We start from the raw sequence: 16,644 nt of genomic DNA, 5'->3' as shown, positions 1-16,644 counted from the left end.
AACACTCACAAACTAACAATTACTTACTAAAAACTCTCCAGGACACATGCAAGAAACAACCGTTAAGAAAGGGCACCCACCAGGGTTATACCTATTGTTTTTCACCGAGATGTGGGAGCGATTTAGCTACTACGGAATGCGGGGACTTCTTATCCTGTATCTCACGAAAGCTGCTGTAGCAGGCGGCCTTGGCATAGCAGAATCTACCGGTAACCTCATCTACGGCTACTTTACTGGCTTTGTTTATTTTACTCCCATCATTGGGGGGTGGTTAGCCGAAAAATATATTGGACAGCGCCGCTCTATCTTAATTGGTGGTGTTTTGATGGCTTTGGGCCAGTTCTCATTGTTTGCCACGCCAGGCATTGAAAACCAGGGTAACATCATGGGCATTCCAATGATGACCGCGGTGGGCTTGCTGTTGATCATCATCGGTAATGGTTTCTTTAAACCCAATATCTCTGCCATTGTAGGAAAACTGTATGAGCAAGGCGATCACCGCCGTGACGCTGCTTTTACCATCTTCTACATGGGTATCAACGTGGGAGCCTTTGCTGCGCCTCTGGTGTGCGGTATCTTAGCTGAGGACATCTTTGCTACTAAAACAGTAGTTGATGGAGTGACCACGGTAAGCGAATATGGTTTCCGTTATGGATTCCTGGCCGCCGGTATTGGTATGGTGATTGGTCAATTGGCCTTCAACCTGTTAGCGCCTAAGTATCTGGGTAACGTGGGTGTTGCCCCAGATGGGAAGGTAGACAAGAACAACCCAGTGGTAAAAGCCCCATTGACCAAGGAAGAAACGGATAGAATGGCCGTGATTTTCATCATTACGCTGTTTGTAGTATTCTTCTGGGCAGGGTTTGAGCAGGCTGGTTCTTCACTTTCTTTGTACACTGACAAATACATTGACCGTGAGGTATTCGGCTTCTTAATCCCTACAGCTTGGTTCCAGTCTGTGAACCCCTTGTTCATTGTAGCCTTCGCGCCATTGACCGCTAACTTGTGGTTATCTTTGAGCCAGCGTGGCAAGGACTTGAGCATTCCTGTGAAGATGGGCTTGGGTATGATTCTGTTAGGTGTTGGTTTCTTGTTCATGGTAGGTGCTGTGATGCAAAGAGGCGGCAACGTAGAAGATGAGACCATAAAAGCCAGCATTTTCTGGCTGATTGCCACTTACTTCTTCCATACCATTGGCGAGCTTTGTCTGTCACCAATCGGTTTGTCTATGGTGTCACGCCTTTCGCCGCTTGCTTATACGTCAATGCTGATGGGTGTTTGGTTCCTGGCGCCGTTTGTGGCCCAGATTGCAGGTGGGTATATCGCTTCGTATGTAGAAATCCTGGGTCCGTTGCAAGTGTTCGGATTAATCTCGGGCTTTGTGATTGCCGCTGGTTTGCTGCTGGTAGCCATTGCTAAAAAATTATTGCACATGATGCACGGAAGAGGCGCTTAGTCTTTTCACTTTCATATTTGGGAAGCCCCGCTGAGAGAATCAGTGGGGCTTTCTTTTTTGGTGCAGTCGCTACTTCGTATCTTTGAGGCACTCCAACCTATATGGCCACCAAACGACCTTACAAGCGCCCTTCTAAGAATGCCCCATCCTCAAAGGATTCTAATTCCTTGTGGAAGCCGTTGCTATTGGGCATAGGAGCCTTTCTTGTGTTGCGCCTGGGGATGGAGTATTACAAGGAGGGTGGAAGGTTAGAGTTCCTTAAACACAAAGTTGAGGAAGCCACCCATTCCAATACGCTCACCACCTTCCGCCCGAACGACTATGAAGTCTTAGGCCTGGATATTTCGCATCACCAGCGTAAAGTGGATTGGAAGCAGGTGAAGAAAGAGAAGATAGTGTTCACCTTTATTAAAGCTACTGAAGGCATTTCTCACCAGGACAAGTATTTCTCCAGACACTGGCGGGAATCTAAGAAGCATGGTGTATTAAGGGGAGCCTACCATTTCTTTTTGCCATCACGCAACGCGACCGACCAAGCCAAGAATTTTTTGGATAGGGTGCATCTGGAGGCAGGGGATTTGCCCCCGGTTATTGATGTAGAAGTAACCAACCACCAATCAGACGAAGAAATTATAGCAGGAGTGCAGGAATGGTTAGACGCCGTAGAAGATGAGTATGACATCAAACCCATTATCTACACCAATTATGCTTTTTATGAAAAGCACTTGGTTGGGCATTTTGATGGCTACCCGTTATGGCTGGCGCATTATACACCAGAGAATGGTCACAAAATCAATGATCATAAATGGTCTTTTTGGCAACACACAGATACAGGTAGGTTAAAGGGCATTAAAGGAAACGCAGACCTAAATGTTTTTAATGGCACTTTAGAAGATTTGTACAATATGTGCTATGAGCCAAATAATTGATCGGTGTTACGAAGCCTAAAAAAAATATAATTATACAATAACAACAACTTGCTATTAACCTTCTAAGGAAAAGGAAGTTGCTGTAGGTCATATGCAAAGTTGGGATTAATTTTATACCATATTAATTATGCGTATGAAAATAACTCTACTCACAAGACCTTTCATTCTTCTTTCTATCATCTTCCTTTCTTCCTGTTCTGTGGAAGAGCTACTCACTCCTGAGGTAACAAATCTGCCTCAAACGGAAGAAGGAATCAATTATGTGATTTCCGCTGGAAAGCATGAGACCACCAACCCGTTGAAGACCTTTACAAAGAGCAAAATCAAGTTTGAGGTGAAGTTTGACTCCACGGCCATTTACACCACCAAAGATCCTAACAATCAAGCGGACATCAACAAGCTGTATGGCATGTCTGATTGTGGCGCGTTTCATCACGTGTCTAGCGCACGTTTTGGCTGGAGATGGTACAAAGGCAAATTAGAGTTACATGCCTATTCCTATAAAAACGGCAAGAACACCTCAACTTATATCACAGACATTGACCTGAACAAAAGCTATGTCTGCGAACTGACCCTAACCGATGGCAAATACACTTATCAGGTTAGAAACAAAAAGGTAGAGCATGAGCGGAGCTGTTCCGGAGAAGGGCAGGGCTATCAATTGTATCCGTACTTCGGCGGCGATGAAAAGGCCCCGCACACCATCAATATCAAGATCAAAGAAATCCAGTAATCACTGTTTTTGCCCTGTTTTCTTAGAAATAGGCCAAAAATGAAATGCCCTTAAAAATGAAGAAGCCCCGACCATTTGGCCGGGGCTTCTTTTATATGCAACGTGTGCTGCTGGGGAGATGATTACATCATGCCACCCATGCCGCCCATACCGCCTGGCATTCCACCACCGGCAGCTGCGCCACCTTCTTCAGGCTCATCAGCAATCACACATTCAGTGGTCAGCAACAAGGCCGCCACAGAAGCAGCGTTCTCAAGAGCAAGACGCGTTACTTTGGTTGGGTCAATGATACCAGCGGCAAACATGTTCTCAAACTTGTCGTCGCGGGCGTTGTAACCGTAGTCAGCCTGACCGGCACGTACTTCGTTTACAATCACAGAACCTTCACCACCAGCATTGGCTACGATCGTTCTCAATGGAGACTCAAGCGCCGTGCGAATGATCTGCACACCAGTCTTCTCATCTTCGTTGCGGGTGTCTACGTCGTTCAAGGCCTCAATGGCTCTGATCAAGGCAACACCACCACCAGCTACAATACCTTCTTCTACGGCAGCTCTGGTAGCGTGTAAGGCATCATCCACACGGTCTTTCTTCTCTTTCATCTCTACTTCAGTAGAAGCACCAATGTAAAGGATAGCCACACCACCAGACAATTTAGCCAGACGCTCTTGCAACTTCTCTCTGTCATAGTCAGAGGTAGTCTTCTCAATCTGCGACTTGATCTCGTTCACACGACCAGAGATAGCATCTTTCTCGCCACGACCATTCACGATGGTAGTGTTGTCTTTGTCAATGATGATACGCTCCGCCTGACCAAGGTAGTCCAAAGTGGCGTTGTCCAGTTTGTAACCACGCTCCTCAGAGATAACAGTACCACCCGTCAAGATTGCGATGTCCTCTAACATGGCTTTTCTGCGGTCACCAAAGCCTGGCGCCTTCACAGCAGCAATTTTCAAAGAACCACGCAGTTTGTTTACTACCAATGTAGCAAGGGCTTCGCCGTCTACGTCTTCAGAGATGATTACTAAAGCTTTACCAGTCTGAACCACTTGCTCCAATACTGGAAGCAATTCTTTCATGGTAGAAACCTTCTTGTCATAAATCAAAATGTAAGCGTTCTCAAACTCGGCTTCCATTTTCTCTGGGTTGGTCACGAAGTAAGGAGACAGGTAACCGCGGTCAAACTGCATACCTTCTACAGTCTTCACCTCGGTCTCAGTACCTTTGGCTTCCTCAACCGTGATCACACCGTCTTTACCCACTTTGTCCATGGCATCGGCAATCATCTGCCCGATTTCCACGTCATTATTGGCAGAGATAGTACCTACTTGGGCAATTTCAGAAGAGTTTTCAATCTTCTTAGACTGCTCCTTCAGGTTAGCTACCACTTTGGTAACGGCCTTGTCAATACCGCGCTTCAGGTCCATTGGGTTGGCACCGGCCGCCACGTTCTTAGAACCGGCCGTGTAGATAGCCTGGGCCAAAACAGTGGCAGTAGTAGTACCATCACCAGCCATGTCGGCGGTTTTAGAGGCTACTTCTTTCACCAATTGAGCACCCATGTTCTCAACGGCGTCTTTCAATTCAATCTCTTTGGCAACCGTCACACCGTCTTTGGTGATGCTAGGCGCGCCAAATTTCTTGTCAATGATCACGTTGCGGCCTTTAGGGCCCAAGGTTACTTTCACAGCGTTGGCTAAAGTGTCAACGCCTTTTTTGATTTTGTTACGGGCTTCGATGTCGAAGGTAATGTTCTTAGATGCCATACTATTCTTTCAATGGTTATGGTTGATGATTTAGATACAATAGGGGTGATTAAAGAACCGCCAGGATGTCAGACTCTTTCATGATTAGGTAATCTGATCCGTCCAAAGAAATCTCAGTGCCGGCGTACTTACCATACAAAACCTGGTCACCAGTTTTTACAGATGGCTTTTTGCCTTCGCCATCTTCTTCTGAAATAGCTACTACCGTTCCTTTCTGTGGTTTTTCTTTGGCAGTGTCTGGGATGTAAAGCCCTGAAGCAGTTTTCTCTTCTGCCGGAGCTGGCTCTACAATCACTCTGTTCGCGGTTCCAGCAATTGGTTTGATGTTTAATGCCATAGTTTTCTTATGATATAAGGTTAAGTTAATTCTATGTCCGCCAACGGAGTGGCCAGGACGCATTGCCTTATTGCCATTCCTGTGCCAAACGTCCTTTCCTGACATTCTTGCCCGATTTGTCAGGGTTTGTCTGCCAAGTTTTCAAGTTTTGCCTGCCACCGCATTTCTCTTACGGATCACTTTGGCAGTTAAGGCACGAGGCTCACCGTTTTTGGCCTGTTTTCCTAAAAGTAAGCCAAAAACGGTAAAGACAAAAAAAGGCCCCGAACGGTGAAGTCCGGGGCCTTATAAAGGGCTGTATTAGTATCGGTTTTAAAATTATTCAGCCGAGTCTGTGCCTGCTCCTGGTGTTGCCACCGCTGGGGCAGGGGCTGTGTTCTGTTGTGGAAGGGCTGGTGCGGCAGCTGGGGCGGCCTGGCCGGCACGTTGCTCGTTCACGCTGCGGCTTTCCACTTCATTAGAACCATTCAAGATAAAGTGTGAGCTTAGGCTCAACACAATGATTCCAATGGCGAAGCCCCAAGTCAATTTCTCTAAAAGGTCTCCCGTGCGTTTCACACCCATTAACTGGCTGGTGCCGCCGCCACCAAACTGGCTAGAAAGTCCGCCTCCTTTGGAGTTTTGGGATAAAACCACCAAGATTAACAATACGCAAAGGAAAAGGATGACGCTGATCAGAGCAATATACATGTTACAATTCGTTTCTTAATTTTTCAATCTGTTCGGCAAAGTAACTCTTTTTTTCGGGGAATTTCATAATAAGCTGCTCATAAATTTTGAGCGCTTTTTTGAATTTGCCTTGTTTAATGAAGATGAGGGCCAGATTCTCTGATGCCAGGTTCTTCTTAATCTTAGAGCTTTTAGCTGAAAGGTCCTCCTGAGGCTCATTCTTCTGCTGGGAATGCGCCATGCTTTTCAGCTTGGGGTTGGACTTCAGGAACTGGTCTATGATGCTGAGTTGAACATCTAACTTGGCCACCGGTTTCACTACTTGTTCCATGGCCCCGTTGCCTTTCACGTGCTCCAGGATCAAGTCTGGCTGGAAGTAGTAGGGCTTGGAGGTGGTCAGGTCATCCCGTAACTGAATGGTCTCGCCCATGCGGCTGGAATCCATCCTATACGCCAGGCTATTATGGTAGAAAATGCTCAGGTAGGGGTCTTTCTCCGTTTCCACCTCTGACGTTGCAGCAGCCACTGGCGCCATCTGCAACATAGGGTAGGAAGTTTGTTCTCCTTCTAAAGCATGATTGTCAACTACTGGCCGGCCTTGCAATTCCGCTACAAACTCTGCCAACTCTGTGTTCACCACCAAAGGGGCCTCTTCAATGATAGCAGCTGTTACTGCCTCTTCTTGAAGGACAGCTTCTTCTGGCATGAACTCAATAGGCTCTGGGCGGGAGGTAAGCTCAGAGATGATTTCGGCGTGCGAAAGGTTTACGCTAGGAATAGGAGCCGAAAGCGTGGCTAAACCATCAATCTGCATCAAGCTGAACAGCTCATCCTCTTCTGAGCTAGGCAATGCATCTACTTCAGGCTCTTCTTTAGATACGTCAATTGCCTGAGTGTCAGCATTAATAAGGCCTTCTATTTCAACTTCATTAGGAAGTAGCTCCAAAGAGTCCTCTGCAATGGTTTCCTGCTCAGATACTGGCTCGCTTAGCAGCTCGGCAGCAATAATGGATTCAAGTGCTGGCTCCTCTGTTAAAAGGATTTCCTCAACAGGTTGTTCATTCGCTGTCTTGTGGGAGGTTAATCCTTGGACGGCGTTGGTAATAAAATCAGCCTCTATTTCTGCATCTACAGGTTGGTCTTCAATAGATGATAGAGAAGTTAAATGAGTTGGCTCTTCTTCATCCAAGCTAATGGCAGCGAGTTCAGCCTCTTCAGTTGTATCTTCAGCAAAATCTAAAGAAGGTGCTTCATTATCCTCTTCAAAAGTGGAATAGTTTAGCTCGTCATTCAAGGAAGACTCACCTTCTATCGTTGCATCTTCTACATCTAAGGCCTCTGTTGCGAATTTCTCTATATCTATAGGAACAGACACAGATTCCTCTTCCTTGAGTTCGGGCTGGATTTCTTCTGATTCTTCTTCTGATGCTTGATCTTCTTCTAAAATGAAATTCTCTATAAAAGCAGAATCCTGCTCATCAAGCAGATCATATGAAGCTTCCTGCTCTAATTCAGATTCAGCAATAAATTCTTCCTCAGGTGCAGAATCCTCTAATGGATTCTCTACCACTTGAAGTTGAGGCTCTGAAATGGTTTCTCCCAGGATTTGAGTAGCATCAACTGGTTGGGAAGGCTCTTCAATCTCCGCTTCATCCTCAGTTGCAGGCTCTTCAATAGGCTGCTCTTCAATGGATTCTTCTTCTGGTTCCTCTATCTCATCTGGGACATCGGTTTCAACGTCCAGCAGGTCCTCTTCTGAAATATTTTCTAAGGCCTGTAAGATGCTTTCTTCGGGGGCAACTTCTGGGAAGGCGTTTTTGGCCTCGTTTCCAGGAATTGGGGCAAAAACAGCCGGTGCCTCTTCTTCTAAGACCTCTTGATCCACCGCATTGTGCAGGATAGGAGGCGCGTAGACAATGCGTTTGAGGAGTTGGCGGTTAGAGGCGTGGGCGGCGGCCCTGCGCATTTTCTGCGTAGAGAGCATACTGCCCCGGTCATACGCGGCCTTAGCCAGCAGAATGTGAGCGGTCTGGCAATACGGGAACGACGCCACCAACTCTTCCAGGTCTTCAACCTCCTGGTCCTGGATGGGCGCTACTTGCCGTATAATGTTTAAAAAGGCCGCTTTATTCATGCGTATGGGTTGGTTCTGGTGTGCGAAGTTACCAGTTAGCGACGGTTTTTGTAAACACATTATAGATTAATCTATCCATGATCTGATTGATCTGACCTCTGTTAATCTGATTAATGTCTTGGTTAGCTGGGAAATCAAAGAAGCTGTTAAAGCTTTGGTCAAAGCTGTTAGCCGGGTTCTTTGTATCTGTGTACCTAACTTGCACGGTAATGGTCAATCTGTTGGCACCCGCCTGGTCCAGTCCACCTCTATTGGCAGGGGAGTCTGTGCGCTGAATGGCAGCCGGACTAAATGAATAGCCCATGATCTGACCCTCAATCTGTAAGTCGCCGCCTTGCGGAAGAACGCGCAGGTTGGTATTTCGCTGGAAGTAGTCTCTAAAGTCTTCGGTCACCCACTGCTGCAAACTAGCCGGACCCTGACCAGATGCATTGTTAAAGTTAGTAATAGAAATGGTTTTTACCTCCGGCGAAATATTGGTCCCCGAAAAAGAATAGCATCCTCCCAGGAACACGGTCAGGCAAAGCACCAATGCCCACGCCGAGGCCAGCTTACATATCTTCAATATCATACTGTTTCAGTTTTCTGTATAAGGTCCTTTCAGAGATACCCAAATCACGGGCGGCGTACTTGCGCTTGTTGTTGTGTTTTTTGAGCGCCTTCAAGATCATCTCCTTTTCTTTATGCTCTAAAGAAAGGCTTTCCTCTTCGGTTTCATGCGAGATGTCCTCTACTTTTTCTTCGTAGTCGTCTTCCTCCTCGTTCATGGCAATCACAAAACCGTCACGGCGCTCTTGGGTGCCACGGTAGACAGGCGCATGGCTTGGTCTGTCTACAGCTTTCACTTCTTCAAACAGGTGACTGTTGGCCTTTAGCAGCTCGGCATCCTCTTGTTGATGCGAAAGAATGTCAAACACCAATTGCTTGAGGTCGTTCATGTCTTTTCGCATGTCAAAGAGCACCTTGTACAGCAAGTCACGCTCAGAGAAATTGTTGGCGCCGTCAGTAGGCCGATCATGCGGCATCAAGGCCGGCAATTGATTTACCTGCTCTTTTGGCAAGTACTTGCGCAACGTGTCTGCCGTAATCTCACGCTCATACTCCAGAACGGAAATCTGCTCCACAATATTCTTTAATTGCCTGATGTTCCCTGGAAAACGATACCGCAACAACTCATGTACCGCCTCAGGTAATAGCGAAATGGGCTTTACATGATAGCGCTCCGCGAAGTCACTCGCAAATTTCCTGAACAGCAAATGCGTGTCCTCGCCGCGCTCACGCAATGGCGGCACGGAGATGGGAACCGTGTTTAGACGGTAGTATAAGTCCTCTCTGAACTGTCCGCGCTCCACGGCCTGCATCAAGTTGACGTTGGTAGCAGCCACCACGCGCACATCTGTTTTCTGAACCTTTGACGAACCTACTTTGATAAATTCGCCATTCTCCAGCACGCGCAACAGACGTGCTTGGGTGCCCAGCGGCATCTCTCCAATCTCATCCAGGAAAATGGTACCTCCGTTGGTCACTTCAAAATAACCTTTTCTGGCTTCTTGTGCACCGGTAAAGGATCCTTTTTCATGGCCAAACAACTCTGAGTCAATGGTGCCCTCTGGTATGGCACCGCAGTTAATGGCAATGAACTGGCCGTGTTTACGCGGGCTCAGGTGATGGATGATCTTAGAGAAGGACTCTTTGCCGCTACCACTTTCGCCGTTTATGAGCACGGTCATGTCTGTGGGCGCCACTTGTACCGCCACCTGAATGGCGTGGTTGAGTAAAGGCGAGTTGCCAATAATCCCAAACCGTTGCTTTACAGACTGAATATCTAGTTCGCGCATGCGTTAAATTTGAAGATTTGAAAATGTGAAGATTTGGAAAGGTTCTGTTGGAACGCCTGAGGAAAACCATCTTCTAATTTCCTCATCTCCAAATTTTCAAATTATAGGATAGGTTCGCCAAACAAGGTGCCCACTGAACAGCCCGTGATGAGCACATTCACATAGTCGCCTTTCTGGAAATCCATTTTAGGGATGATGACCATGCGGTTTTTATCATCGCGGCCACTCAGCATGTCTTGGGAGCGCTTGGAGAATCCTTCCAGTAACACTTTCTGTACGGTGCCCACCGTCTTCTCATTCCGGATCAAGGAATAGCTGCGTTGTAAGTCAATCACCTCTTGCAGGCGACGCTTTTTCACTTCCAAAGGGATGTCATCTTCCAACTTACGCGCAGCCAGCGTACCAGGGCGCTCAGAATAGAAGAACATGTACGCGTAGTCGTACTGCACGTAGTCAATGAGGGTTAGCGTGTCCTGGTGCTCCTCTTCCGTCTCAGAGCAGAAGCCCGAGATCATGTCCGTGGAAATGGCGCACTCCTCGCCCAGAATATTCCGGATGGCATCCACGCGGGCAATGTACCAAGCACGGTCGTAGGTGCGATTCATCAAGTCCAGGATTCTGGAGTTTCCGCTTTGGGCAGGTAGGTGGATGTACTTGCAGATGTTGTCGTACTTTTTCATGGTGTACAACACCTCATCTGTAATGTCTTTGGGGTGCGAAGTGGAGAAGCGAACGCGCAAATCTGGGCTGATTAAGGCTACGCGTTCTAAGAGTTGAGCGAAGTTCACATGCTCAGCGCCATCCTCAGAGGTCCACTTATAAGAGTCCACGTTCTGACCCAGCAGGGTTACTTCTTTATAACCATTTTTTACAAGCTCTTCAGCCTCACGCACTACTGAATGTGCGTCACGGCTGCGTTCACGGCCACGGGTAAATGGCACTACGCAGAAGGAGCACATGTTATCACAGCCCCGCATAATGGACACAAAAGCGCTCACGCCGTTGCTGTTTAACCGGATGGGGTTGATGTCGGCGTACGTCTCTTCACGTGAAAGCAATACGTTCACCGCCTTTTGGCCGCTGTCTACTTCATTGATGAGGGAAGGAAGGTCGCGGTAGGCGTCTGGGCCTACTACTAGGTCCACCATTTTCTCTTCTTCCAGTAGGTTCTTTTTTAAGCGTTCTGCCATACAGCCCAAAACGCCCACCATCATGCCAGGGCGCTTCTTCTTCATGTGCTGCAATTGCAGCAAGCGGTGGCGTACGGTGGTCTCAGCCTTCTCTCTGATAGAACAGGTGTTTAGCAAGACTAAATCTGCCTGCTTTAAGTCTGAGGTAGTGTCAAAGCCGGCCTCGAAGAGAATGGAAGAGACAATCTCGCTGTCAGAGAAGTTCATCTGGCAGCCGTAGCTTTCTATGTAGAGTTTCCTTTGACGGCCAGTGAAGGTATCTACGCTCACTTTGGTGTCACAGGAAGCGGCCGCTGCTTCATCAGGCGTGCGGCTATCTATAAAATCTAAGTCCAGAATGGGTGCGTGCATAACGTACTTGTAAAAAGACAAAGATACTGAAAACTGCGCGTTGATGACAGAATGTCAGAGTTATTTTAACGCAAAAGCACCTGCTAATTAAATAACAGGTGCTTTTTCATTGAATCAGGTAAAAACTAGTTTGCTCTGATTATATCGAATTTTAATTTTCCTGTAACTGATTCTGTAAGGCAAACAATGCCATAAACTGTTTCGCCGGGACCAACAGTTTTATTCAAAATGTTATGGCCTGTAAGTTCAGCCCGCATAATTTTATTAGCGGTACCAGCTACCATCATATTGCCGGCCGCTATTGGTAAACCAATGGGGATAGAGGTAGTAGACGTTTTAGAAGCATAGCCATCACCAGATTGTTTGGTGATATTTAAGAATAGCAATGAGTATAAAAGGTAAATAGGTACTCCTTGATTTAGTTTTTTACTGGCAATGGCAGGATCTAGTGGAATGATTTCTCTTTCACCCATTAACAATCTGCAGTCTTTCCCTAAATGGATTGGAGCGTTGGTATTATTAACAACCTTTACAGAAACTACTCTCAAGTTGCTTTTAACTTCTTTTTTTGCATATTTTTTATTGTCTCTTAAGGTTAAGACATCATAGGCAAAGGAAGTAGTCAAGTTGGGATCTACAGTAGTGCTGTTGTAATCATAACTAATGGTTTCTGGCCTAATAGGCTTATAAGAAGAGGCACAGCTTGAGATTAAAAAATTTCCGGCAAGAAGGATGCTTAGGATAGTAGAGGTTTTTTTCACTATGTAAAGGATTTAGTAATAGGTAAGATTGGATTGATAAGATAATTTGCCCTTTAATAGTAAAGAAGAAGCCAGAAGTAAATGGCACGGCAAACATTTGAAGCACATTTTTTTACTTCTGCTCCAGAACCCGAGTAATTGCGGCGGCCTTTAAAAGACACTCTTGGTATTCCTGCTCTGGGTCAGAGTCATAGGTGATGGCGCTGCCCACCTCAAAAGACAAGTATAAGTTCTGGGCATTGTACTGTAGGCTTCTGATCACCACATTAAAATCAAAGTCGCCGTTGGGTAAAAAGTACCCAAAGCTCCCCGAATACAAGCCGCGCTTGGTCTGCTCATATTCTTCTATCAACTCCAAGGCTTTAATCTTAGGAGCGCCCGTCATGCTGCCCATCGGGAAGGTGGCTTTAAGGATCTCCATTGCAGAAACAGAAGCCCCAACTTTGCCCACTATGGTAGAGATCATCTGCCAAACATATTGGAAAGGGTAAAGACCAAAGAATTCTTCCACCTTAACCGTGCCGGTTTGGGCTATGCGGTTGAGGTCATTCCGGACTAGGTCTACAATCATCATATTCTCGGCCTGTTCTTTTTCGCTGGAGGCTAAGGCTTGTTTGTTGGCCTGGTCTTGCTCTGACGTAGCGCCGCGCTTGATGGTACCCTTGATGGGCTGGGAGATGAGCAAGTCGCCTTCTTTTTTAAGGAATCGCTCTGGACTGGCGCACAGTAGATAGCGCTGCTCTAGTTTCAGAAAGCCCGCGAAAGGCGTAGGAGAGGCCGCATTCAATTGCCAGAAGACGGCCAAAGGATCAATGTTGGCCTTCTCTGTGAAGAACTCCTGGCAGTAGTTTACTTCGTATACATCACCTTCCAGAATATGAGTTCTAAGCTTCTCAACTGTTTGAAGGTAGTCTTCTTTAAGGATTCTAGGCTTCGTTTTTAGGCTGTTTTCTGGAAAAGAGGCCAAAAACGGAGTGTTATGGATTGAAGCGGCAATTTGAGTTGGGTCTTCTGTAAAAGAACATATTTGAACTTCTCCCTCGGTCCATTCAAGCCAAGTATCCGGCTGAAAGAAGTACAGCTCTGGAAAACCTATATGATCTGGATGCTGGCTTTGTAACTCCTCTATCTGGTTTTTTAGGTCATAAGTGAGGTAGCCAAAAATTGGAGTTTGGAGCGACTGGTCAATCAACTGCTGAAGCTCGTTAAAAGAACGGGCAATGCCCTCCTGGATCAATCCCGCAGCATTTTTCCTTAATCCAAGCAGATTCTGGAAAGCGCCTTGACGGAAAGGTATTTGATTCGGCTCATAATACGCCACTACCTCATGTCCATGATGTGCCCAGGCCAAGGCTTGCTGTTTCCATTGCGCTATAGGAACAGGTAAGTCTTGATAAGAGAGAGTGAGTTGACGCATGGATTAATAGGTTCTACTTAATAGAAACAAAAAGAGGATGGCCTGGGCCATCCTCTTTTTGTTGTAAAGCAAGGTAAGAGTTATGCTACCACTGCTTTTTGTTCTACGTCTGCCAACACGCGTCCGCAGTGCTCGCAAACAATGATTTTCTTCTTAGAGGCAATGTCTGACTGACGTTGCGGCGGAACCGTGTTAAAGCAACCACCACAGGCGTCACGCTTCACAGCCACTACAGCAAGACCGTTACGCACGTTCTTTCTGATTCTGTTGTAGGCCATCAATAGACGCTCTTCAATGTGCTGCTTGGCTTCTTCTTTGGCGGCGTTCAATTTGCGCTCGTCTTCTTCGCTCTCTTGTACCATCACCTGTAGTTCACCGTTTTTGGTGTCAAGATCTTTCTGGCGCTCAGACAGTTTAGACTTGGTTTCCTGAATGTCAGTGTTCTTCTGCTCAATTTGGAAGTTAGCCTCTCTTATTTTCTTCTCCTGAATCTGGATTTCCAGCTTCTGAAGTTCTACTTCTTTGGTGATGGCGTCAAACTCGCGGTTGTTGCGAACGTTCTCCTGCTGCTCCTCATATTTTTTGATGAGTTTCTCTGCATCCTTGATAGCCTGCTTGCGGTTGGCTATGTTCTGGTGCAAATCAGCTATTTCTTCATCAAACTTGCTTACGCGTACCTGGTAGCCGGCAATTTCATCCTCCAGGTCTCTCACTTCCTCAGGAAGGTCACCGCGTACACGCAGAATTTCGTCCAATTGAGAATCTAAGCTCTGAAGTCTTAGGAGTGCATCTAATTTACTTGCTACAGTACTTTCCATGTATATTATTAGCTGTGTCTGACTGGATTTGTGTTGATATAGGACAAATTGACTGCAAAATTAGAAAAAGTTTTTATTAATATATCATAGAACAACTCTTTCGTATAAACTTCGCTCTCATAATGTCCTACATCTAGAAGGGCCATTTGAGTTCCCGCCTCAAAAAACTCGTGGTACTTTAAGTCAGCGGTCAAGAAGACCTGGGCACCCGCTTGTTTGGCGTTTTTAATGAGAAAACTACCGGCCCCGCCGCAGACCGCCACGCGTTTGATAGGTTCCTTGGGCCAGGCCGTATGCTTAAAGGTAGTGATTTCCAGTGACTCTTTCACATGTTGGACAAAGGCCTCTGGAGATAGGGCTTCCTTTAGTTCACCCACCATGCCAGCGCCCACCTCTTGGTTTTCATTTTGCAAGGCTACTAGGTAATGAGCTACCTCTTCATAAGGATGGGCTTGCAGTAGCGCGCGCATGATTTGGTTTTGCTTAAAGCTGGGGAATACCACTTCAATCTTATTTTCAATGGTTTCCTCAGTTTTGCAGGGCTCTCCAATATGAGGGTTAGCTTGGGCAGATGGGGTGAACCGTCCCGTACCCGTTATCCGGAAGCTGCAGTCTGAGTACTCGCCAATCTGGCCGGCGCCAGCGGCATGCAGCGCGTCCAATACTTTTTGAGTGTCCTCCAAGGGGACGTAGGTCTCCAGTTTGGTGAGGAGCTGTGGCTTGGGAGCCAATATTCTAGTATTCTCAATCCCTAATTTAGCGCAGAGTTTGGCATTTACGCCATTGTGCACATGGTCCAGGTTAGTGTGGCAGGCATAAATGGCAATGTTGTGCTGGAATGCCTTCAAAATAATGCGCTCTACCACTGTCTTGCCCGTCAAACTTTTCAAGGCTTTGAATATGACCGGGTGGTGGGCCACAATCAGGTTGCAGTTCTGGTCCAGCGCTTCTTGGACTACTTCTTCGGTGCAATCCAAGGTCACCAATACGCCGGTTACTTCCGCGTCTGGATTGCCAACTTGCAGAGAGGAGTTGTCATAGGACTCTTGGTAGGCTGGAGGCGCGTAGTGCTCCAATACCTGAATGACTTCTTTGATTTGGGTCATAAAATGGACGTTAGACCTTTGTCTGCAAAGAAAGGTAAATTTCAGTTACTTTTGTCCTCTATGGTAGCTATGCCGCGTATTCTCCAGTATCTGCTCTTGCCTTTCTCCTGGCTATACGGTCTAGTGGTGACGGTGCGCAACTACTTATACGATACGCAGGTATTTGCTACTTACCAGGCACCCATACCGGTGATTTGTGTGGGCAACCTCTCTGTGGGCGGCACCGGCAAAACGCCCCAGGTGGAGTACCTGGCCCGCTTGTACAAAGGAAAAAACATAGCCATCCTAAGTAGGGGTTATAAGCGCCAGACCAAAGGCTTTGTTTTAGGCAATGAACAAGCCACCGCGCTTTCCTTGGGCGACGAGCCGTTTCAATACCTGCAAAGTCTACCCTACGTGAAAGTGGCTGTCTGTGAAAAGCGGGCCGAAGGAATACAAAAGCTATTAGCTCTGTATCATGATTTAGACCTTATTCTACTAGATGACGCCTTTCAGCATAGGGCGGTGAAAGCTTCTTTTTATTTGTTGCTGACAGATTTTGGAAGACTTTTCACCCAAGATTTTTTACTTCCGGCGGGCAGGTTGAGAGAGCCTAGAAATGGAGCCAAGCGCGCCGATGCCATAGTGGTGACCAAGTGCCCTGAGTCTTTATCTCTTCAAGAGCAGCAAGCAATAACTCAGGAGATACAGGAGTTCAGTAGGGCAGAGATTCCAGTGTTTTTCAGTAGGGTTCGCTATGGGCAGGCAGTTGGGTTTGGAAGCGGGTTAACCTTATCAAAAAAGTTGGTTTTGGTGACCGGCATTGTCAATGCAACTCCCTTGGTTGAATACCTGCGTGAGCAGCACTATGAGATTCTACAACATTTTGAAGAGGCTGACCACGCTGAATATTCTCCTGCCCGTATAGAAGAAATTTACACGTATTGGACTAGAGTGGTAGACAAAGATTATGTCTCCATTGTAATGACACAGAAGGATGCTGTTAAATGGCAGCAACCAGCTAATGCTCAGCTAATGTCTGAAGTGCCTTTGTTTTATGTGCCTATTGTAAACGAGTTCTGGCCTCATGTTCCCTCTTTTGATGAATATCTACAGGTGGCCATTACAGGAGAGGGGTTCCATATAAATTCTTAATTTTG

At 46.7% G+C, this 16,644-nt stretch carries 15 protein-coding genes; 4 read left to right on the top strand and 11 right to left on the bottom strand.

The annotated features are described in order from the left end of the window. The first annotated feature begins 46 nt into the window (after positions 1-46). The 3 genes from TH61_RS15370 (at position 47) to TH61_RS15360 (ending at position 3,118) form a co-directional block, all read left to right on the top strand. Positions 47-1,456 (top strand): peptide MFS transporter, encoded by a 1,410-nt coding sequence (locus TH61_RS15370; protein WP_066511261.1) that lies wholly within the window; start codon positions 47-49, stop codon positions 1,454-1,456. Positions 1,457-1,557: 101 nt separating this feature from the next. Then, on the top strand, positions 1,558-2,385 hold the full coding sequence (locus tag TH61_RS15365) for a glycoside hydrolase family 25 protein (protein ID WP_066511259.1): 828 nt from the start codon (positions 1,558-1,560) through the stop codon (positions 2,383-2,385). 133 nt (positions 2,386-2,518) lie between these two features. Then, positions 2,519-3,118: a hypothetical protein gene (locus TH61_RS15360; RefSeq protein ID WP_157600739.1), complete on the top strand. Its 600-nt coding sequence runs from the start codon at positions 2,519-2,521 to the stop codon at positions 3,116-3,118. Between the two features lie 122 nt (positions 3,119-3,240). On the opposite strand, the gene groL is transcribed toward TH61_RS15360, so the two are convergent. The 11 genes from groL to TH61_RS15305 all read right to left on the bottom strand — a co-directional run bounded on the left by groL (position 3,241) and on the right by TH61_RS15305 (position 15,505). Further along, positions 3,241-4,884, bottom strand: coding sequence for a chaperonin GroEL (gene groL, locus TH61_RS15355; RefSeq protein ID WP_066511256.1), 1,644 nt, complete (start codon positions 4,882-4,884; stop codon positions 3,241-3,243). Between the two features lie 49 nt (positions 4,885-4,933). Beyond that, a complete protein-coding gene (locus TH61_RS15350) occupies positions 4,934-5,221 on the bottom strand; it encodes a co-chaperone GroES (RefSeq protein WP_066511250.1) in 288 nt (95 codons plus the stop codon). A gap of 318 nt (positions 5,222-5,539) precedes the next feature. Continuing rightward, entirely contained in the window at positions 5,540-5,911 is a 372-nt protein-coding gene (secG, locus tag TH61_RS15345; protein WP_066511247.1) for a preprotein translocase subunit SecG, read from the bottom strand. 1 nt (position 5,912) lies between these two features. Next, positions 5,913-8,024 (bottom strand): hypothetical protein, encoded by a 2,112-nt coding sequence (locus TH61_RS15340; RefSeq protein ID WP_066511245.1) that lies wholly within the window; start codon positions 8,022-8,024, stop codon positions 5,913-5,915. Positions 8,025-8,052: 28 nt separating this feature from the next. Beyond that, complete coding sequence (locus TH61_RS15335) at positions 8,053-8,595, bottom strand: LptE family protein (RefSeq protein WP_066511239.1); 543 nt, start codon at positions 8,593-8,595, stop codon at positions 8,053-8,055. Next, positions 8,576-9,862: a sigma-54-dependent Fis family transcriptional regulator gene (locus tag TH61_RS15330; protein ID WP_066511236.1), complete on the bottom strand. Its 1,287-nt coding sequence runs from the start codon at positions 9,860-9,862 to the stop codon at positions 8,576-8,578. Before TH61_RS15330 ends, TH61_RS15335 begins: the two co-directional genes overlap by 20 nt. 101 nt (positions 9,863-9,963) lie before the next feature. Next, positions 9,964-11,403: a tRNA (N6-isopentenyl adenosine(37)-C2)-methylthiotransferase MiaB gene (gene miaB / locus TH61_RS15325; RefSeq protein WP_066511234.1), complete on the bottom strand. Its 1,440-nt coding sequence runs from the start codon at positions 11,401-11,403 to the stop codon at positions 9,964-9,966. 125 nt (positions 11,404-11,528) lie between these two features. Further along, positions 11,529-12,164 carry a hypothetical protein gene (locus TH61_RS15320; RefSeq protein WP_157600738.1) on the bottom strand — a complete coding sequence of 212 codons (636 nt, stop codon included), beginning with the start codon at positions 12,162-12,164 and terminating at the stop codon, positions 11,529-11,531. A gap of 112 nt (positions 12,165-12,276) precedes the next feature. Next, on the bottom strand, positions 12,277-13,581 hold the full coding sequence (locus tag TH61_RS15315) for an anthranilate synthase component I family protein (RefSeq protein ID WP_066511230.1): 1,305 nt from the start codon (positions 13,579-13,581) through the stop codon (positions 12,277-12,279). Between the two features lie 80 nt (positions 13,582-13,661). After that, the gene (locus TH61_RS15310; protein WP_066511229.1) at positions 13,662-14,399 is read right to left on the bottom strand and encodes a zinc ribbon domain-containing protein; all 738 of its coding nucleotides are present in this window, start codon (positions 14,397-14,399) and stop codon (positions 13,662-13,664) included. 8 nt (positions 14,400-14,407) lie between these two features. Beyond that, positions 14,408-15,505, bottom strand: a complete 1,098-nt coding sequence (locus tag TH61_RS15305; RefSeq protein ID WP_066511228.1) for a Nif3-like dinuclear metal center hexameric protein — start codon at positions 15,503-15,505, stop codon at positions 14,408-14,410. Between the two features lie 69 nt (positions 15,506-15,574). Between TH61_RS15305 and lpxK the strand changes: the two genes are divergently transcribed. Next, on the top strand, positions 15,575-16,639 hold the full coding sequence (gene lpxK, locus TH61_RS15300) for a tetraacyldisaccharide 4'-kinase (protein WP_066512939.1): 1,065 nt from the start codon (positions 15,575-15,577) through the stop codon (positions 16,637-16,639). Positions 16,640-16,644: the final 5 nt, after the last annotated feature.

It is taken from the genome of Rufibacter sp. DG15C, from assembly GCF_001577755.1.
GTDB lineage: Bacteria > Bacteroidota > Bacteroidia > Cytophagales > Hymenobacteraceae > Nibribacter.
The sequence above is the reverse complement of the archived record's forward strand: the minus strand, read 5'-3'. Positions and strand labels throughout refer to the sequence as shown.